Origin of the sequence: Saccharopolyspora indica, assembly GCF_027853965.1 — a bacterium.
Lineage (GTDB): Bacteria > Actinomycetota > Actinomycetes > Mycobacteriales > Pseudonocardiaceae > Saccharopolyspora > Saccharopolyspora indica.
Window position 1 is genome coordinate 199,764 of record NZ_JAQGLB010000006.1, and the last position, 19,592, is coordinate 219,355.

The window sequence follows — 19,592 nt, forward strand, 5'->3', positions numbered from 1 at the left end:
CTCGCGCCGGGAACGGGAGGCGCCTGATCACCACGTGTGAGCACAGCGAATCCCGAAGGGCGAGGAGGTCGGAGTGTGGACGCTGAGAAGGCGCCGGGGAGAGATTCAGAACCGGTCATAGGGAGCAAGGTCTGGAAGGCGGGCCGGCTGGAACCGATGCCGATCCGCGCGTTGCCCGAATCGCCGCCGTCGATCCACCTGCTCGGCCCGACCGTGTTCCTGGTCGCGCTCGGGGTCGGCATGGGCGAGTCCTACATGTGGCCCCGGCTGGTGCTGGTCTTCGGACCGGAGATCCGGTGGCTGTTCCTGATCGGCGTCACCCTGCAGGCCGTGGTGATGCTGGAGATGGCCCGCTACGCGATGGCGACCGGGGAGAGCATCTTCTCCGGGGCGGCGCGGGTGGCCAAACCGGTGATGTGGTTCTTCTTCGTCACCGCGATCGCCGTCTACATCTGGCCCGGGCACCTCTCGGCCGGAGCCGCGGCGCTGGAGGAGATCACCGGCGTGCCGTGGGTGGTCTCGGCGTGCATCGGGCTGCTGCTGGTGGGCGTCGTCTTCACGCTGGCGAAGGTGATCTACAACCTGCTGGAGAACGTGCTGTCGGTGCTGATCGGGCTGCTGGTGGTGGGCACCGCCGTGGTGGCCGCGATGGTCGGCAACCTCGCGGACCTGACCAGCACCCTCACCGGCATGTTCCACTTCGGCTACTTCCCCGCCGATGCGATGTCGCCGACCTGGTTCCCGATCGTCGTCGGCGCGGTCGCCTTCGCCGGGCCGTCGGGCATGCAGCAGATGTGGTACACGCTGCACCTGCGGGACAAGGGCGCCGGGATGGGCGCGCACATCCCGAGCATCCGCGGCCTGCGGCACGCCGGTGAGGAGGAGGCGATGCCCTCCCGGGGGTTCATGTTCGACACCGAGGACCCCGAGGAGCTGCGCAAGTGGCGGGGCTGGCGGCGCTGGGTCACCTTCGACGCGCTGCTGCTGTTCTGGGGCATCACCATGCTGGTGACGATCTCGTTCACCGTGCTGGCGCAGTCCGCGGCCCGGGAGAACCCCGACGTGCGCGGGCTGATCGAGTCCGGTGAGCGGGAAGCGTCGCTGACCGCGATGGCCGACGCCTTCACCTCCGCGGGCGGCCCGGTGCTGGGCTCGGTGTTCCTCGGGTTCATCGCGCTGATCGGGCTCAACGCCACGCTCGGCCTGTTCGACTCGTTCTCCCGCGGTCAGGCCGACATGACCTACCACTTCGTGCCCGGGGCGCGGCGGTTCCGGATGTCGCACCTGTACGCGGCGTTCCTGTGGGGCGTGATCCTGTTCGGCATCGCGATCCTGCTGTTCGGCCCGGCCGACGGGCCCGGCGCGATCCTCGACGTGCTGGCGTTCCTGTCCACCTTCGCGATGGGTGCCTACTGCGTGGTGCTGCTGCTGGTGAACAACCGGATGCTGCCGCGCCCGATCCGGCCGAGGTGGTGGAGCAACGCGATCATCGGCTTCGGCGCGGTGTTCTACCTGGGGCTGCTGTTCTACAGCCTGTTCGCCTTCGGCGTGGTCGTGAGCTGATGACCACCACGAAGCAGGTCCTCGCACCGGGGCTGGTGATCGGCACGGTCGGCGCGCTCTTCGCCGACGGGTTGGCGGTGCTCAGCGGCGTGCCGGCGAGCTGGGCCGTGGTCACCGCGGTCGCGCTCGGGCTGCCGCTGGCGGCGTTCGGAGCCGGGTGCAGCGCGCTGCGGGCGCGCGGGGTGCTGCGCGGCGGTGCGTTCGCGCCGGTGGCGTTGTACTGGCTGATCGCGTTCCCGCTGGCGCGGCTGGTGCAGGAGGTCGTCACCGGCCTGGTGCTGGCCGGGCGGCTCGCGCTGCCGCCGCAGCTGGCTGCGTTCCTGGTCTACCAGGCGCTGATCAGCGTCGGGTTCGCGATCGGGTTCGTGTGGGTGCAGGAGCGGATGTGGCGGAGCGGGTGAGCAGCGGTGGGACGAGTCACCAGCAGGCGGCGGGTGGTCAACCTGCGCGACGGGGCCCGGCGGATCCGGCCGGACACCCTCGTCACCGAGGAACCGCTGGAGATCCGGCTCGGCGGTCGGCCGCTGACGGTCACCATGCGCACTCCGGGCGATGATTTCGACCTGGCGGCGGGGTTCCTGGTCAGCGAAGGGGTGGTGCGCGGCACCGAGGAGATCGTGACGATCCGCTACTGCGCGGGCGCCACCGACGACGGGTCGAACACCTACAACGTGCTCGACGTCGCGCTGGCGCCAGGCGTGGCGCTGCCGGAGACCTCGTTGCAGCGCAACTTCTACACCACCTCGTCCTGCGGGGTGTGCGGGAAGGCCAGCCTCGACGCGGTGCGCACCGTGGCGAGCTGGCCGGTCCGCGACGACTCGACGACGCTGGAACCACGGCTGCTGAGCGCACTCCCGGACCGGTTGCGCGCCGCGCAGCGGGTCTTCGACCGCACCGGCGGCTTGCACGCCAGCGGCCTGTTCGGGCTCGACGGGGCGCTGCGCTGCGTGCGCGAGGACGTCGGCCGGCACAACGCGGTGGACAAGGTCGTGGGGTGGGCGCTGCGCTCCGGGCGGTTGCCGTTGTCCGGGAGCGTGCTCGTGGTCAGCGGGCGGGCGTCGTTCGAACTGGTGCAGAAGGCCGTGATGGCCGGGATCCCGGTGCTCGCCGCGGTCTCCGCGCCGTCGTCGCTGGCGGTGGACCTGGCTGCGGAATCCGGGCTGACGCTGGTCGGGTTCCTGCGCGGGAGCACCATGAACGTCTACACCGGGGCGCACCGGCTGGGGCTGGCGGAGGCGCGGGCGTGATCGGGCTGCACTCGCCGGGCCGGGAGGTCCGCGACCACCACGGCCGCCGCTACCGGCTCGGCGAGCACCCGAGCGAGCTCATCGGGCGCTCCCGCGGTGCGGTGCTGTGGTTGTGCTGGCTGCCGATGCTGCTCGTCGGCACCATGCAGTACGCCTACGGGTCGCTGGTACCGGGACTGGTCGCGGCCGGGCTCGCCCGCGAGGGGCTGTTCTGGGCGCTGGCGGGCTGGGCCGTGTGCCAGGCGGGCGCCGGGCTGCCGGTCGCCCACCTGCGCCAGCGCAACCGCATCGGTCCGCGAACCGTGCTGGTGGTGGGCGCTTTTCTGAGTGCGGGCGGGGTGCTGAGCCTCGCCCACTCGGCTTCCGCGCCTGGTCTGCTCGTCGGGTACTCGGTGCTGGGCGGCACCGGCGCGGGCCTGGTCTACGCGGCGTGCACGTCGACTGCGGGAAAGTGGTTCCCGGAGCGCGCTGCGGCGCGGGTCGGCTTCGTCACCGGGGCTTTCGCCTACGGTTCCGTACCGTTCGTGTTGTTGCTGCCGGTGGATGCGGTGGCGTTGGACGCCTTCGCGGTGGCGCTCTTCGTGGCGGTGCTCGGGTGCGGTCTGCTGCTGGGCGACCCTCCGCAGCACTGGTGGCCCGCGCACGTCGATCCGCGCCGGTGGGCGTTGACCAGGCCGAACCCGCCTGCCGTGCGGGAGTTCTCGACCGTCGAGGCGCTGCGCACGCCGACGCTGCCCGTGCTGGCGGTCTGCTTGTTCTGCGCAGCCACCGTCTCGCTGTTCGACGCGGCGTTCTTGGCGTTGTTCGCGGGCGTTCCGGTGGTGGCCGTGTTCATCGCGATCAACGGTGCGGGCCGGGCGCTGGCGATCCCGGTCGCCGACCGGATCGGCTGCCGCCGCACGCTGGGCTGGGTGGTGACCGTCCAGGCTGCTGGGCAGGTGGTGTTGCTGGTCGGTGTCGCGCAGGACTCGGCCGCGCTGCTGTTCACCGGAGCCGCTGCGGCAGGGATTGGTGGCGGGGCCTTCTACCCGCTGTCCGCTGCGCTGGCTCGCGAGTACTTCGGTGAGCGCAGCGTCGAGGTGCACGGGCTGGTCTACAGCGCTAAAGCCGCCAGCGGTGTGGTGGGGATCGGTGTGGGCGCGGTGGTCACCGCGCAGTGGGGCTTCCCCGTCGCGTTGCTGGGAGCTGCGGTGCTGGCGCTGTCCGGCGCTGTCCTCCGTGGAGCGTTGCGGCGGCCGGGGCTGCCGAGGACGCTGCCCTCACCCGATCTGCACGCCGATGGCGTTCGCGGCGGCCTGTAGCCGTTCAGCGACGTCTTCCGGCGAGCGGTCGGTGGAGACGTAGACGACGGCCACGGCGGCGCCGGTCAGTGCGCGCGAGGCGATCGGCACCGCCACCGACGACAGGCCCGGGATCACTTCGTCGTGGCTGGTCGCGTAGCCCTGCCGCCGTGCCTGCGCCACGCGCTCCACCACGTCCGCGCCCATGCCTTCAGTGCCCAGCAAGGTCAGCAGGGCGACTCCCGGTGCTCCGTGTTCCAATGGGTGACGGGTGCCGGGGTGCTCGGCGACGGTGCCTGCCGCGCGGCGGGGTTCGACGCTGGCGAGCGTGATGCACTCGCCGTGGTCGTGCACGACCACGAAGCACGTCATGCGCAGATCCGCCGCCACCGCGGCGAGTTCGGGGACCGCGACGCTCTGCAGGTCGCGCGAGACGCCGTGCGCCAGCACGGCCAGTCCCGCGCCCGGCGCGCAGCGGCCGGCGGAGTCCCTGGCGATCAGGCGGTGGTCCTCCAGAGTGCGCACGATCCGGTAGACGATCGAGCGGTGCACGCCGAGCTCGGCCGCCAGCTCGTCGATGGTGCGCGGCCGGTCCGCCGCGGCCAGCACCTCCAGGACCTGGATGCCGCGGGACAGCGTCTGCGATCGCGCCCCGTCGTTCTTCGCCCGTTCGACCATGTCGGCGAACATAGCCGCCCACCCCTTGTGTTGCCGCTCACAGCCCGTTAGCGTTCCCAAATAGAGCTTGCAGTTCGATTATAGAACTCAGGTGATCGAGATGGCACGTCCCCGCACGGCCCGCTCCCCGGCCGATGCCGAGCGCCGGCTCCGCTCCTGCCTCGGCAGGTTCGCCACCGGCGTCACCGTGATCACCTTCGACGGCCCGAGCGGGCGGCACGGGTTCACCGCGAACTCCTTCACCGGGGTGTCGATGGACCCGCCGCTGGTGCTGGTCAGCGTCGCCAACGCCGCCAAGGCGCACCGCGAGCTGCCGGAACGGCCGTTCACCGTCAACGTGCTCGGAGCCGAGCAGCAGGCGCTCGCCCTGCACTTCGCCGGACGCCCGCAGGCCGAACCCGCCTGGGACGACACCGGATCGGCCCCGAAGCTGGTGGGCGCGCTGGCGCACCTCGAATGCCGCCCGTGGCGCACCTGCGAAGCCGGCGACCACACGCTGCACATCGGCGAGGTCGTCGACTTCGACTACCGCGGCGGCGACCTGCTCGGCTTCGCCAACAGCCGCTTCACCACCATCGACGAACCCCTGCTCGGCATGGAGAACCTGCTCTGAACCTGGAGGAAGCACGATGGGCGCCCGCTCTGGACAGCAATACCTCGACGACCTCGCGCAGCGACGCATCCACGTCCAGATCGACGGCGAGACCGTCACCGGGAACACCCCGGAACACCCCGCTTTCGCCGGCGTGGCGCGCACCTACGCGGAACTGTTCGACATGCAGGTCAGCCCCGAGCACCGCGACGTGCTGACCTACGAGTCCCCGACCTCCGGCGACCGCGTCGCCACCTCGTTCCTGGTGCCGGACAACGACGACGACCTGCGACGCAGGCGGGAGTCGTTCCGCACCTGGGCCAACCACACCGGCGGCATGCTGGGCCGCACCGGCGACTACCTCAACAGCGCCCTCATGGCGCTCGGCCAGGCCAAGTCCTGGTTCGGCCAGGCCGACCCGGCCTTCGGCGACAACATCGAGCACTACTACCAGAAGGTCCGCGAAGAAGACCTCCTGTGCACCCACACGCTGATCCCGCCCCAGGTCAACCGCAGCGTCAGCGGCGGCCAGCAGGGCGGCGGAGCGCTGATGGCGCACGTGCTCCGCGAGGACGACAACGGAATCGTGGTCCGCGGCGCCCGCATGCTGGCCACCGTCGCCCCGATCGCCGACGAACTGCTGGTGTTCCCCTCCACGGTCCTGCGCGGAACCCCCGAGGACGAGCCCTACTCGTTCGCCTTCGCGATCCCCACCGACGCCCCCGGCCTGCGCTTCCTGGCCCGGCAGCCGCTGCACACCAACCGCAGCAAGTTCGACGAACCGCTGGCCGCGCGCTTCGAGGAGAGCGACTGCGTGGTCATCTTCGACGACGTCCACGTCCCGTACGAGCGCGTGTTCGTCCTGCGCGACACGGACCTGTGCAACGGCTTCTACACCCGCACCAGCGCGACGACCCACATGACCCACCAGGTCGTGACCCGCACGGTCGCCAAGAGCGAGTTCTTCCTCGGCCTGCTCACCGAACTCGCCGACGCCATCGGCATCGACGGCTTCCAGCACATCCAGCAGGACCTGGCGGAAGCGATCACCACGGTGGAGATCGGCAAGGCCCTCCTCCAGTCGGCGGAATCCCAGGCGGCCAAGAACGAGTTCGGGGTCCACACCCCGCTGTGGACCCCGCTGAACACGGCCCGGAACTGGTACCCGAAGGCCTCCCAGCGCCTCCCGGAGATCGTGCGCAAGTTCTCCGCGAGCGGCCTCATGGGCCTGCCTGCCGAACAGGACGTCTTCGGCGCCGCCCGCTCGGACGTGGAGACCTACCTGCAGGGCAAGTCGATCGACGGCCCCGACCGGGTGCGCCTGTTCAAGCTCGCCTTCGACGCGAGCACCTCCGCCTTCGCCGGGCGGCAGAACCTCTACGAGCACTTCTTCTTCGGCGACCCGGTTCGGATGGCCGGGGCGTTCGTCGGGTCCTACGACGACGGAGGCGTTCGGAAGCGGGTTCAGGACTTCTTGCAGCGGTGATCTCGGGCAGCGGCCGTCGTGCGTTCTTCGCTCGGCGGCCGCTGTTTTGGTTCGGGGGTGGTTGGGTTGTGGGTGTAGGGACGGGGGCGTTGTTAGCTGGTGGGTGGGTGGTTGGGGCTTTTATCGGTTGTGTTGTGGTGGGGGTCATCCCCGTGGTTTGTGGGATTGTGGGGGCTGTGGTCCGGATGTCAAGCCCGGCCTGGCGGCCGCCCCTTCGGGGTTTCAGGCTTGACATCCGGACCACAGCCCCGTTTTGGCTCTATGTCACGGGGATGACCCGGTATGGAACGGACCCCGAATCGTGCAGGTAGCTCGCCGGTCGTGGGTGGTCGGGGCCTTGCAGCGTTGGGTGGTGGGGTGTTTCGCCGCCGGTGGTTCGAGTGTCTGGTTGCTGTGTTCTGCGGGCTGGCGGTATGGCTCCCGAGGTCTGACTGTCAACAGGCCAAGCCTGCCGTTGTGAGACGCCTCATTTAGTCCTCATAGGACATTCGTGGTTTTCATGTTCACGTTTGGCCGCATGCCAACGACACGCCGACGAATACCCGTCGGATGTTGGCGGTTTTTGGTTCTAGGTAAGGGTTTTCGTGTTTGGTGGGTATGGTGATCACCCGTTTGTGGGACGGTTATGTGCTCGAATTCTCGTTCGATTGTTGAGAGAATTGATGCATGACACCGCTGATGACCACCCAGGACACGACCCCCGCCGCTGGCGCGGGCGTGATCGTGTCCGCCCTGCCCGCGTGGGATGCGCCCACGCCGGGCGGGCCGTGGGCGCCTGCGGTTGACTCCCTGACCGACGAAGAACTCACGGCCCGGATCGGAGAAGTAGAGCAGCAGATCCGCCAGGCCCGGATGGAACAGCTGCGGTTGATCGCTGAGGCCGACCGCCGACGCCTGCACGCTGTGCAGGGTGCGCGGTCGACGCAGGTGTGGTTGAAAACGCTGCTCAACATCGACGGCCAGGACGCCACGACCCGGGTCCGCATCGCCACCGCCACCACCGCCCCGGCTGTGGGCGATGACGCTGGCACGGACACCACCGCAGAGCCCACCACCGTCGACCTTCCGGCAACCGGAGAAGCCCTGGCAGAGGGCGTGATCAGCCTGGAACACGCACGGGTGATCTCCCGCTGCCTAACCAGGCTGCCCGAAAACACCCAGCACCGCGCGGCCGAAATCGAGCGACTGCTGGTCGAGAACGCCTGCCGCCAATGCCCCCGCGATCTGGCGAAACTCGCCGACCGGATCCGCTACATGATCGACACCGACGGCGCTGTGACCGATGAACGGGCGCAGTTCGAATCACGGGAGCTGCACTACGCCACCGCCCGAGACGGAATGCTGGTGATCAAGGCCCGCCTCGATCGGGAGACCGGGGCGAAGTTCGTCACGGCTTTGCGGCCGTTGGCGGCGCCGCGCCCGGAATCTGATGGGGTCAAGGACCCGCGCACGGTCGGGCAGCGCAACGCCGACGGCCTGTCGACCCTGCTCGATCTGGTGCTGGACACCGACGGGATGCCCCGCACTGGTGGTCAGAAGCCGCACCTGACGGTCACCATCGACTACACCGACCTCAAAAACCAGCTCCCCACCAGCAACGGCGGCGAGAACGCCGTTGGTGGTGCGGGGATGCTGGAGGGCACCGGCCAGTACCTGAGCCCGCAGACCATCCGCAGGATCGCTTGTGACTGCGAGGTTCTCCCGATGGTGATGGGCGGGGACAGCCTGCCTCTGGATGTGGGTGCCTCGCAGCGGACCGCGCCGACGCATATTCGTGCCGCACTGCTGGTCCGGGACGGGGTGTGCGCATTCCCGGAATGCGACCACCCGGCCGGAACGCCCCAAGCCCACCACATCGTGCACTGGGTCGACGGCGGCCCGACGAGCGTGGAGAACATGGTGATGCTGTGCGCCCACCACCACCGCACCATCCACAACCACCATTGGGACATCGAACTCCAGCGTGGTCGCCCGATGTTCACCCCACCGGCAAGTGTCGATCCGACACGCACACCACGACCTGGCGGGAAAGCCCAACCCGCCACACACCACCATGCCCTCGGCTTCCTGAAAACACCACCAGAGGACAGACCGCCAGCGAACACACGCTGACCCCACCCGACCCCGGGCGGGGCACCCCACCCTGCCCACCAACCGAAAGCTACACGCCGTCAGGCGACATCAACCCACCACCAACACACCAGCACCACACCCAGAAACCAAACAATCCAACTAGAAAGGAACATCCTGGCGATGACGAACCAACCCACCACCCAACCCGGAACGGCCACCATCCCCGTTCCCTGCCACAACCCCCTGTTCAACCGCCAGCCCGCAGAACCCCGCAACCCCGAACACCACCTGCCGGTTAACGGAGCACCCCACCACCCAACCCCGCAAGGCCCCGACCACCCACGACCGGCACCCCGCCAGCACGGCCCGGGGTCCGTTCCATACCGGGTCATCCCCGTGACATAGAGCCAAAACGGGGCTGTGGTCCGGATGTCAAGCCTGAAACCCCGAAGGGGCGGCCGCCAGGCCGGGCTTGACATCCGGACCACAGCCCCCACAATCCCACAAACCACGGGGATGACCCCCACCACAACACAACCGATACAAGTACCACGCACCTTGAAAACTCAAGAGTGGAAACAAGAAGCGCCCCACGGCGACCGGACTGAACCGTCCCGGGAGTGATGGAAGCCCCACTCAAACAGGGACGGTTCAAACTACCCAAACAACCACACATTCGGCGCCGCCTAACGCAAGAACGCTGCCTGCCCGACGACACTCGCTTACACCCCGGCCACCGATCAAGACAACGGCAACAGCCGGTCAGAAGTCACCACCGGAACGAACGGCGGTGACCGCCCGATGCAACGTCTCCGGCGTACCGAACCCACCTGCCTTGGTGATCACGTAACCAGGCTGAGGCTCGGTACGCGCGAGCACCACACCAGGTTCGAGTTCGTTCAGCAGACGCAAGCCGGTAACACCCCGGCGACTCAGCACCGCGCGGGCAGTCTCACCACCGGTCAGCACCAGCAGCGCCGCCCCACTGGTCGCGGGAGCACACACCTCGGCGAGTGCGGTGTTCAGCCTCCGGGCAACGGTGACGTCGACCGGGCCGTCCAAGGTGACCACTACATCGCCGGTCTTGAGTGCGTCGCGAACCTGATCGGACATCCGCGCGAGTGCAGCTGCGTTGGCGTCGAGGAGGTTGCGCACCGATAACCTGCGGATGTGCGGGAAGTGCTCGGCCAAGAACTCGGCCTGCTCTCGGGATACCCCGTTGGCGCTGCCGACCACGGCGAGCGCGTTCCCGTTCACCGGCGGGGGCGGATCCACTTCGCGCCCCGGGCGCAACTGCTCGGCCAGCGCGTCTGCCAAGCCCGCCGATCCCACCCAGCAGGGCTGGTTCGGGGCCGCCATCCCCGCCGTCACGACCGCTCGGAGGTCGCTTTCCGAAACCGCGTCGCAGACGACCACGTCGACCTCAGCGAGCAGTTCCGCCAGGCGGGCTCGCAGGGCTGCCGCATTCCCCCGGATCGAGGCCAGCGCCACGTGCTTCACCGCGAGGGGCTTGAGGGTCGAGGCGATGTCCGTCGGCGGATCGGCTGGTTCCGCCGCCCACGCCTCGGTGTGGTGCAAGGGAATTCCGTCGATGTGGACCACACCACCGAGGACAGTTCTCCCGGTCGCCGGCGAGGCAGGGCAGACCAGCACCCCCGCGCCATCGGCATGGTCCACGATCGCGCTGATCTCCGCCGCGAGGTTGCCGCGCAAGGTCGAGTCGATCTTCTTGAACACCACTCGCCCCGCGGCATGACCGCGCAGGGCCGCGGCCACCCGCTCCGCCGCGCGCTCGGGAGTCGCGTGCCTGCTGTCCGTGTCCGCGACGAACACCTCGGCGTCCCCGGTGTCATCCAGAGCAAGCAACGTGCGCATTTCGCGCAACGCGAAGGGAACACCCGAGTCACCTGCGCCACTGAGGTCGTCCGCCACAACCAGCACTCGCGATCCCATGGTCACCTGCTTTTCTGTTCGCCACAGCGCAATTCGGCCATCCGCCACTCCCCCGCCGGGGCGCCTCGATCACCATAGACAAGGCTGCGCGATCCGCGCAATGCTGCGCATTCCAGCGTTCGGAACACGCAACGACGTCAGGGGGCGCCCGCGCCCCCGAGCGGCTGCGGTATGCTCTTGAATTCGGCAGCGGGCTTTCCACGCGGCACCTGCTCGCACTGCCCAGTTCGAGGTTCCGCTGGACCTCCGGCCGCGATCGCCAACAGGAAGAGCTTCCACCAGTCCCCACTGCGCCCGCCGTCGACGCGCGTGACGCCGTCCGGCCCTGCGGCGCCGTTCCACCTGTCCTTCCTGTACGGACGCTGTGCGCCGCTGCGCGTGGTCGAAGCAGGGAGCCCGCTTCCACTGGAGTCCCGCTCATGGCGCAAGCCAACTCACCATCGTCCCCTCCTGATCGGCTGGGCACGGTCTTCTACACCTCGGTGGCGCTCTGCGCCCTGTTCGTGCTGTGGGCCACGCTGTTCACCGACAGCCTCGACACCGTCACCAAAACCGCGCTGAACTGGATCACCGGCTCCTTCGGCTGGGTCTACCTGGTGGCGAGCCTGGCCATGCTCGGCTTCCTGGCGCTGCTGGCGTTCAGCCGCTTCGGCCGCATCCGGCTAGGCGCGGACGACGACCGGCCGGAGTTCAGCACCATCAGCTGGCTGGCGATGATCCTGGCTGCCGTGATGGGCATCGGCCTGGTCTCCTACGGCGTGTCCGAACCCATCTCCCACTTCGCCGACCCGCCGCACGACCTGGCCCAACCGGGCACCAAGCACGCCGCCGTGGTCGCGATGCAGCACTCCTTCTTCGACTGGGGGCTGCACGCCTGGGCGATCTTCGCGGTGTTCGGCATCGCGCTGGGCTACTCGACCCACCGGAAGGGCCGCAAGGGCCTGATCAGCCCGATGCTGCGACCGCTGCTGGGCGATCGCGTGGAAGGCCCGCTCGGCAAGGCGATCGACGTCCTCGCGATCTTCGCGACGCTGTTCGGCACCACCACCTCGCTGGGCCTGGGCGCGCTGCAGATCAACGGCGGTCTGGCCCGGGTGTTCGGCGCCTCCGGCGGCACCGGCACGCAGATCGCGATCATCGCGGTCGTCACCTTGCTGTTCACGATCTCGGCGATCACCGGCCTGCACAAGGGCATCCGCTTCCTCAGCGAGACGAGCATGGGGCTGACGGTGGTGCTGTTCGGTTTCGTGCTGGTGCTCGGGCCGACCGGATTCGTGTTCAACCTGCTGGTCGAGTCGCTGGGCCAGTACGCGGGCGACTTCATCCCGATGAGCCTGCGCACCGGCACCTTCGGCGAACTGGAGTGGATGCAGAGCTGGACCTACTTCATGCTCGCCTGGTGGATCTCGTGGGGCGCCTTCGTCGGGGTGTTCCTGGCCCGCATCTCCAAGGGCCGCACGATCCGCGAGTTCGTGCTGGCCGTCCTCGGCGTGCCCAGCGCGGTGTTCTTCCTCTGGTTCACCGCCTTCGGCGGGTCGGCGATCTTCCACGACGCGTTCCGCGGCGGCCGCATCGCCGAAGCCGCGGCGGAGGACTCCAACAACGCGATCTTCGCCATGCTCGAAACGCTGCCGTGGCCCGCGGTGACCTCGGTGATCGCGATGGCGCTGGTCCTGCTGTTCTTCGTCTCCGGGGCCGACGCCAACACCTTCGTGCTGAGCATGCTGTCCTCCAACGGCACGCCCCGGCCGCGCGCGTCGGTGCTGACCCTGTGGGGCGCGCTGACCGGGCTGACCGCGATCGTGCTGCTGCTCGCGGGCGGCCTGGACGCCCTGCAGAACACGGTGATCGTCACAGCCGCACCGTTCGTGCTGGTCATGATCGCGCTGGCGGTATCGCTGTGGCGCGAGTTGCAGAAGGATCCGCTGTTCTCGCCCGAGGTCGAGCGGGAGCCGGTCGCGACAGGGGCGAAGGACCCGGAAATGTGATTTCCGCCGGCTCCGCGGTGCTGGGCGGGGCGTGCGACCGCCTCGTCCAGCACCGCCGCCACAGCAGCCCCAACTGTTGCCAGCACGCCCGAGTTACCCGCTTCCACCTGCGGTTATAGTGTTCCGACACGGCCTGCGAGCCATCGAACGTTGGGAGCCGCAATGGCTGAACCGCACGGCATCGACCACTTCGACGCGACCTTCGCCCGCGATCTCGTCTGGGCGCAGCGGTTCCGCGAACAGCTCGCAGACCTGCCGACCACCGCTTGCGAGGAGCCCGAGCAGGTCGACTGATCACCCCGGCCCGGTCGGGTCCTCGTCGGTGGCGAGACCGGCGGGGAGGTGCTCGGAGAGCAGTTCCAGCAGTGCGGTCGCGTCGACCGGTTTGGTCATGCACTCGGTGGCCCCGGCGGCGAGGCTCTGCTCCCGGTCGCCCTTCATCGCCTTGGCGGTCACGGCGATGATCGCCAGGTCCCGGTAGCGCGGCATCTGCCGGATGATCCGGATGGTGGCGTTGCCGTCCATCTCCGGCATCATCACGTCCATCAGCACGACCGCGACGTCCCCGTGCTGGTGCAGCGCGTTGAGCCCGGCCACCGCGTTGTCCGCGGACACCACCTGCAGGCCGTGCTGCTCCAGGAGCGCCCTGATCGCCTGGACGCTGCGGTCGTCGTCGTCGACCACCAGCACCTTCTCGCCGTTGAACCGCAGCGAGGTGTGCTGCTCGGGCTCGGCGGCGCGCCGCGCGCGCTGATCGCCTTCCTGCCTGCTCAGCTCGGTGGAGCGCAGCGGCGGATCGATGCCTTCGACGGACACGTCCAGACTGCTCTCCGCCTCGGTCGGCGGGTAGGTCCGGGCGATCGGCCGCTCCGGCTCGAGCGCTCTGGTCTCCACCGGCAGGTACAGGGTGAAGGTGCTGCCCTGGCCGGGTTCGCTGCGCACCTGCAGCTCGCCGCCGAGCAGAGCGGTCAGCTCGCGGCTGATCGACAGGCCCAGGCCGGTGCCGCCGTACTTGCGGACGGTGGTGCCGTCCACCTGCTGGAACGCCTCGAAGATCAGCGTCAGCTTGTCGGCCGGGATGCCGATGCCGGTGTCGCGAACCGAGAACGCCACCCGCAGGCCGGCCCGCCGCAGGCTCTGCGCGGTGACCTCGGTGGGCTGCGCCAAGCGGACCCGCAGTTCGACGCGTCCCTTGTCGGTGAACTTGACCGCGTTGGACAGCAGGTTGCGCACGATCTGCTCCAGCCGGTTGCGGTCGGTGCGCACCGTGGGCGGCACCGATTGCGCCACGATCACCTCGAAGTCCAGTCCCTTCTCCGCCGCCAGCGGCCGGTACAGCGACTCGACGTGCGCGGCCAGGTCGGCCAGCTCCACGTCTTCGGGCAGCAGGTGCATCTGCCCGGCTTCCACCTTGGACAGGTCGAGCACGTCGTTGATCAGCTGCAGCAGGTCGGTGCCCGCCTGGTGCACGGTCTTGGCCAGGTCGATCTGCTGCGAGGTGAGGTTGCCGTCCATGTTGTCGGCGAGCAGCTTGGCCAGGATCAGCACGCTGTTGAGCGGGGTTCGCAGCTCGTGCGACATGTTGGCCAGGAACTCCGACTTGTAGGCCGAGGCCTGGGACAGCTGCCGGGCCCGTTCCTCCAGTTCCTGCCGGGCCTGCTCGATCTCGATGTTCTTGAGCTCGATGTCGCGGTTGCGGCTGGCCAGCAGCGCGGCCTTCTCCTCCAGCTCGGTGTTGGAGCGCTGGAGCTCGGTCTGCTGCTGCTGCAACTGCTCGGAGCGGGCCTGCAGCTCCTTGGTCAGGTGCTGGGACTCGTCCAGCAGCGCTTCGGTGCGCGAGTTGGCCACGATGGTGTTGACGTCGACGCCGATGGTCTCCTTGAGCCGTTCCAGGAGGTCCAGGTGCACCGGGGTGAAGGTGGTGACGGAGGCCAGTTCGATGACCGCGAGCACCTCGCCTTCGAACAGCACCGGCACGATCGCCACGTTCGTCGGGGTCATCTCGCCGAGTCCGGTACCGATCCGGATGTGGCCCGGTGGTGCGTCGTTCACCACGATCGACCGGCGGTCGACGGCGGCCTGGCCGACGAGCGATTCGCCCGGTTCGAAGCGCAGCGCCCGGCCGTTGCCCGGCGGGCGGCCGTAGCCCGCGGTGCGCTCCAGGACGGTGCGGCCGTTCTCGTCGGTGCGGCGCAGGAAGAACGCGGCGTACTGCGCGGACACCAGCGGCGTCAGCTCGCTCATGATCAGCTGCGCGAGCGCGTCCAAGTCGTGCTGGCCCTGCATCAACGCCGACATCCGGGCCAGGTTGGTCTTGAGCCAGTCCTGCTCCTGGTTGTCCCGGGTGGTCTCCTTCAGGTTGTTGATCATGGCGTTGATGTTGTCCTTGAGCTCGGCCACCTCCCCGGAGGCGTCCACGGTGATCTGCCTGGTGAGGTCGCCTTCGGTGACCGCGGTGGCCACCTGCGCGATGGCGCGGACCTGGGTGGTGAGGTTGCCCGCGAGCCGGTTGACGCTGTCGGTGAGCCGCTGCCAGGTGCCGGAGACGTCGGCGACCTCGGCCTGGCCGCCGAGCTTGCCCTCGGTGCCGACCTCGCGGGCCACCCTGGTGACCTCGGAGGCGAAGGCGGAGAGCTGGTCGACCATCGTGTTGATGGTCTCCTTGAGCTCCAGGATCTCGCCGCGAGCGTCCACGTCGATCTTCTTCGACAGGTCACCGCGCGCCACCGCGGTCGTCACCTGGGCGATGTTGCGCACCTGGTTGGTCAGGTTGCGGGCCATGATGTTGACGTTGTCGGTCAGGTCCTTCCAGGTCCCCGCCACCCCGTGCACCCGCGCCTGACCACCGAGGATGCCCTCGGTGCCGACCTCGCGGGCCACCAGGGTGACCTGCTCGGCGAACGCGCGCAGCGTCTCGACCATCCCGTTGATCGTCCCGGCCAGCGCGGCGACCTCGCCCTTGGCCTCCACGGTGATCTTCTTCGACAGGTCTCCCCCGGCCACCGCGGTGGCCACCTGCGCGATGCTGCGCACCTGGTTGGTCAGGTTGTCGGCCATGATGTTGACGTTGTCGGTCAGGTCCTTCCAGGTCCCCGCCACCCCGTGCACCCGCGCCTGACCACCGAGCTTGCCCTCGGTGCCCACTTCGCGGGCCACCCTGGTGACCTCGTCGGCGAAGGCGGAGAGCTGGTCGACCATCGTGTTGATCGTGTTCTTGAGCTCCAGGATCTCGCCGCGGGCGTCCACGTCGATCTTCTTCGACAGGTCACCGCGCGCCACCGCGGTGGCCACCTGCGCGATGCTGCGCACCTGGTTGGTCAGGTTGCGGGCCATGAAGTTGACCGAGTCGGTCAGGTCGCGCCAGGTCCCGGCCGCACCGGGCACCTCCGCCTGACCGCCGAGCCGTCCTTCGTTGGCCACCTCGCGGGCCAGCCGGGTCACCTCGTCGGCGAAGGCCGAGAGCTGGTCGACCATCGTGTTGATGGTCTCCTTGAGCTCCCGGGTCTCGCCGGAGACCTCGACGGTGATCTTGCGGCTGAGGTCGCCTGCCGCGACGGCCTTCGCGACGTGGGAGATGTCGCGCAGCTGCCCGGTCAGGTCGGCGGCCATGCCGTTGACCGAATCGGCCAGGTCCCGCCAGGTGCCCAGCAGGCCGGGCACCTTCGCCTGGCCGCCGAGCTTGCCCTCGGTGCCGATCTCCCGCGCCACCCGGGTGATCTCCTCGGCGAACAGCGAGAGCTGGTCGAGCATCTCGTTGACCGCCGCGCTCAGCCCGGCCATCTCGCCGGGCAGCTGCCCGTCGGATTCGCGGCGCGGCATCCGCTGGGTGAGGTCGCCGCGGGTGAGCGCGTCCAGCACGCGGTTGAGCTCCGCCACCGGCGCCAGCAGGCTGCGCACCATGCCGTTGACGGCGTTCGCGGCGAGCGCCCACCCGCCTTGGCCGACGCCGTCGAAGTCGATGGGCGTGATCGGCCACTCGCCGCGGTCGGAGGCGGCGCTGATCCGCTGCAGTTCCCCGACCAGCAGCTGGTTGCGCTCGGCCAGTTCGTTGAACGCGGTGGCGATCTCGCCGACCAGGCCGCCGCCGGAGGACACCAGGCGACGCCGGAAGTTGCCGTCCCGCAGTTCCTGCAGCGCCATCGCAAGCCTGGTCAGCAGCGCGTCCTCGCTCATCCGCGGCGCAGCCACCAGTTCCGCGGCCGCGACGTCCGGCGGTCGTGACGACATGACGGCCTCCCGCCGCACCAGCTCAGCGCTTGTTTCGCGAATCCCGGTCGAGCCGCAGCTCGGTGGCCAGCACGGCTGCCTCGCTGCGGTGCCGCATGGCCAGCTTGGCCAGCATCTGGGACACGTAGTTCTTGATGGTCTTCTCGGCGAGGAACATGCGCTTGGCGACCTCCCGGTTGGTGAGGCCTTCACCGATCAGTTCCAGCACCTGCCGTTCGCGCGCGGTCAGCACGCGCAGCGGGTCGGCCTCCTCCTGCTCCTTGCGCAGCCAGGTCAGCATCGCCTCGGTCTTCTGCGGGCTCAGCAGCGACCGGCCGGCCCCGGCCGTGCGGATGGCGCTGACCAGCTCCTGGCTGACCACGCCTTTGAGCACGAAACCGGCGGCACCGGCCATGATCGCGTCCATCAGCGCTTCGTGGTCGTCGAAGGAGGTGAGCATCAGGCAGCGCAGCTCGGGCAGCTGGGACTGCAGTTCCCGGCACAGCTCGACGCCGTTGCCGTCGGGCAGCCGCACGTCGAGCACCGCGACGTGCGGCTCGGCTCTGGGCACCCAGGCCAGTGCTTCGGCAACGCTGGCGGCTTCCCCGACCAGTTCCAGGTCGTCCTCGGCGGCGACCAGCGCAGCGATGCCGCGGCGGATCACATCGTGGTCGTCGACCACGAACACCCGTGTCGTCATCCGGCTCCGCCCCCTTCACAGACTCCGCAGGGAGGGCATTGACCAGGATAGATAGCGCTCCGGGCAGCCGCTTCCCGGAGCGCAGCGCAGCGCACCCGGCGCTGGACCGGGTGCGCGGGGCGCCTGCTGTCACCTGGCCGCGTAGATGCTCTCCACGAAGTGCGCCAGCTGTTCATCGGTGAGGTGCCGGGCCAGGTCCGCTTCGCTGATCATGCCGACCAGCTTGTGGTCGGCGATCACCGGAACCCGGCGGATCTGGTGCTGCTCCATCATGCTCAGCACCTTGCTCATGTCGGAGTTCGCGTCGACCCAGTGCGGCTTGCCCTGGGCGAGTTCACCGGCCTTCACCTCGGCCGGGTCGCGTCCTTCCGCGCAGCAGCGCAGCACGATGTCCCGGTCGGTGATGATGCCGTGCAACCGGTTGTCCCGGCCGCAGATCGGCAGCGAGCCGACCTCCAGGTCGCGCATCATCTGCGCGGCCTTGTACAAGCTCTCGTCCTCGCCGATGCACTTGGCCCCCGCGTGCATGACGTCGCGCGCCGTGGTCATGACCAGTCCTTTCGACGGTGGTGCTGGATGTCCTGGCAATACCCAGCACGACCCGTGGCCGAAACCGCGCCGCAGAAGCTCAGGAGCAGGGCCTCAGAACCGGTCCGGCGACATGAACGCGTAGCGCGGATCACCGGCGCCGGAGAGCACGTCGGCCACCGCGGCGGCCATTCCCGGGGAGTACTTGAAGCCGCGCCCGGAGTGCCCGGTGGTCACCACGACCCGCTCCCCGACGCGTCCGACCAGCGGGCATTCGTCGGTGGTGTAGAGATCGGTGAAGGCGTCGGTGCGGACGGGTTCCGGGTGCAGACCGGGCAGGAGCTCGCCCACCGCATCGGAAACCCGGTGGATCTCGGTCATGCTGTGCCTGCGTTCGACGGCTTCCGGGGCGGGCACGGGGTGCGAGAGGACCGCTCCGGCCACCTTGACCATCACGCCGTCCACCGTCGGCATTCCGTAGAGGTGCTGGTCGCCGCGGTGGTGGATGAAGATCGGGAACGCCTCGGGCCGGTAGGCGTCGATGTCGTCGGCGCCGAACCAGGTCAGCAGCACTCGCCGCGACTGGACGGCGGCGGCCAGCCTCGCGGGCAGGAACCTGGCGGCCCACGACCCGGCGGCCACCACCACCTGGCCGACCCGGTGCGAGGTTCCGTCGGCGGTGCGCACCAGGACGCAGTCGCTCTCCTCGACGAGTTCGGTGACCTCGGTGTAGCGCAGCACCTCGGCCCCGGCCTGCTCGGCGACTCGGGTGGCGCTGAGCACCGCCTGTTCGCACCGCAGAAAACCCGCTTGTTCGTCGAGCACCGCGATCTCGCCGTCGAAGAGGCCGTGCTGCGGATAGCGCTCGGCGACTTCGGCCGCGGACAGGACGCTGACGGGCACCTCGGTGTCGCGCGCGCTGGTGAGCAGTCCGGAGATGTAGTCGCCGCCGGATTGCCCGATCGACAGCCCGCCGCACTGCGTCAGGACGTCAGCACCTGATTCGTCCTCCAGTTCGCGCCACAGCCGCAGCGATTCCCGCAGCAGCGGCACGTACTGGTTCCCCTCGGCGTAGGCCAGCCGGAACAGCCGCGTTTCGCCGCCGACCGCGCCTCGGTCGTGCCCTGGTGAGAACTGCTCGAAGGCCAGCACCCGCACACCGCGCCGGGCGAGTTGCCAGGCGAGCATGCTGCCCATCGTGCCGGTGCCGATGATGCCGACCTGGGCGTCCAGTCCCGCTGGTGCCATCTCCCTGCCCCCGTCCGGTGATCACAGCTGGCACCCCACTGTTACCGGAG

15 protein-coding genes are annotated in these 19,592 nt (G+C 69.2%); 9 read left to right on the forward strand and 6 right to left on the reverse strand.

Annotation, left to right across the window (positions count from 1 at the left end; translation table 11 throughout):
- Positions 1-75 precede the first annotated feature (75 nt).
- From OU416_RS16055 to OU416_RS16070, 4 genes are read left to right on the forward strand one after another with little or no spacing between them, the layout of a single operon-like run.
- Positions 76-1,563 carry an Nramp family divalent metal transporter gene (locus OU416_RS16055; protein ID WP_270927766.1) on the forward strand — a complete coding sequence of 496 codons (1,488 nt, stop codon included), beginning with the start codon at positions 76-78 and terminating at the stop codon, positions 1,561-1,563.
- Positions 1,563-1,964: a hypothetical protein gene (locus OU416_RS16060; protein ID WP_270927767.1), complete on the forward strand. Its 402-nt coding sequence runs from the start codon at positions 1,563-1,565 to the stop codon at positions 1,962-1,964. The genes OU416_RS16055 and OU416_RS16060 overlap by 1 nt, the downstream gene beginning before the upstream one ends.
- A gap of 6 nt (positions 1,965-1,970) precedes the next feature.
- Entirely contained in the window at positions 1,971-2,810 is an 840-nt protein-coding gene (gene fdhD / locus OU416_RS16065) for a formate dehydrogenase accessory sulfurtransferase FdhD (protein WP_270927768.1), read from the forward strand.
- Entirely contained in the window at positions 2,807-4,111 is a 1,305-nt protein-coding gene (locus OU416_RS16070; RefSeq protein WP_270927769.1) for an MFS transporter, read from the forward strand. Before fdhD ends, OU416_RS16070 begins: the two co-directional genes overlap by 4 nt.
- Here OU416_RS16070 and OU416_RS16075 read toward each other — a convergent pair.
- The gene (locus tag OU416_RS16075; protein ID WP_270927770.1) at positions 4,070-4,768 is read right to left on the reverse strand and encodes an IclR family transcriptional regulator; all 699 of its coding nucleotides are present in this window, start codon (positions 4,766-4,768) and stop codon (positions 4,070-4,072) included. The genes OU416_RS16070 and OU416_RS16075 overlap by 42 nt on opposite strands.
- A 100-nt stretch (positions 4,769-4,868) precedes the next feature.
- Between OU416_RS16075 and OU416_RS16080 the strand changes: the two genes are divergently transcribed.
- The 3 genes from OU416_RS16080 to OU416_RS16090 all read left to right on the forward strand — a co-directional run bounded on the left by OU416_RS16080 (position 4,869) and on the right by OU416_RS16090 (position 8,958).
- On the forward strand, positions 4,869-5,381 hold the full coding sequence (locus OU416_RS16080) for a flavin reductase family protein (protein WP_270927771.1): 513 nt from the start codon (positions 4,869-4,871) through the stop codon (positions 5,379-5,381).
- 16 nt (positions 5,382-5,397) lie between these two features.
- Positions 5,398-6,846, forward strand: coding sequence for a 4-hydroxyphenylacetate 3-monooxygenase, oxygenase component (gene hpaB, locus OU416_RS16085; RefSeq protein WP_270927772.1), 1,449 nt, complete (start codon positions 5,398-5,400; stop codon positions 6,844-6,846).
- 666 nt (positions 6,847-7,512) lie between these two features.
- Entirely contained in the window at positions 7,513-8,958 is a 1,446-nt protein-coding gene (locus OU416_RS16090) for an HNH endonuclease signature motif containing protein (RefSeq protein WP_270927773.1), read from the forward strand.
- A 723-nt stretch (positions 8,959-9,681) separates the two neighbouring features.
- On the opposite strand, the gene OU416_RS16095 is transcribed toward OU416_RS16090, so the two are convergent.
- Positions 9,682-10,860, reverse strand: a complete 1,179-nt coding sequence (locus tag OU416_RS16095) for a four-carbon acid sugar kinase family protein (RefSeq protein WP_270927774.1) — start codon at positions 10,858-10,860, stop codon at positions 9,682-9,684.
- Positions 10,861-11,291: 431 nt separating this feature from the next.
- On the opposite strand from OU416_RS16095, the gene OU416_RS16100 reads away from it, so the two are divergent.
- Both OU416_RS16100 and OU416_RS16105 read left to right on the forward strand, forming a co-directional pair.
- On the forward strand, positions 11,292-12,860 hold the full coding sequence (locus tag OU416_RS16100) for a BCCT family transporter (RefSeq protein ID WP_270927775.1): 1,569 nt from the start codon (positions 11,292-11,294) through the stop codon (positions 12,858-12,860).
- Positions 12,861-13,022: 162 nt separating this feature from the next.
- The gene (locus tag OU416_RS16105) at positions 13,023-13,154 is read left to right on the forward strand and encodes a hypothetical protein (RefSeq protein WP_270927776.1); all 132 of its coding nucleotides are present in this window, start codon (positions 13,023-13,025) and stop codon (positions 13,152-13,154) included.
- On the opposite strand, the gene OU416_RS16110 is transcribed toward OU416_RS16105, so the two are convergent.
- The 4 genes from OU416_RS16110 to solA all read right to left on the reverse strand — a co-directional run bounded on the left by OU416_RS16110 (position 13,155) and on the right by solA (position 19,542).
- Positions 13,155-17,087 carry a HAMP domain-containing protein gene (locus tag OU416_RS16110; protein ID WP_270927777.1) on the reverse strand — a complete coding sequence of 1,311 codons (3,933 nt, stop codon included), beginning with the start codon at positions 17,085-17,087 and terminating at the stop codon, positions 13,155-13,157. It lies immediately after the preceding gene.
- A gap of 22 nt (positions 17,088-17,109) precedes the next feature.
- On the reverse strand, positions 17,110-17,766 hold the full coding sequence (locus OU416_RS16115) for a response regulator (protein ID WP_270927778.1): 657 nt from the start codon (positions 17,764-17,766) through the stop codon (positions 17,110-17,112).
- Between the two features lie 129 nt (positions 17,767-17,895).
- The gene (locus tag OU416_RS16120; RefSeq protein ID WP_270927779.1) at positions 17,896-18,315 is read right to left on the reverse strand and encodes a CBS domain-containing protein; all 420 of its coding nucleotides are present in this window, start codon (positions 18,313-18,315) and stop codon (positions 17,896-17,898) included.
- Positions 18,316-18,408: 93 nt separating this feature from the next.
- Positions 18,409-19,542 carry an N-methyl-L-tryptophan oxidase gene (solA, locus tag OU416_RS16125; RefSeq protein WP_270927780.1) on the reverse strand — a complete coding sequence of 378 codons (1,134 nt, stop codon included), beginning with the start codon at positions 19,540-19,542 and terminating at the stop codon, positions 18,409-18,411.
- Between the last annotated feature and the right edge of the window lie 50 nt (positions 19,543-19,592).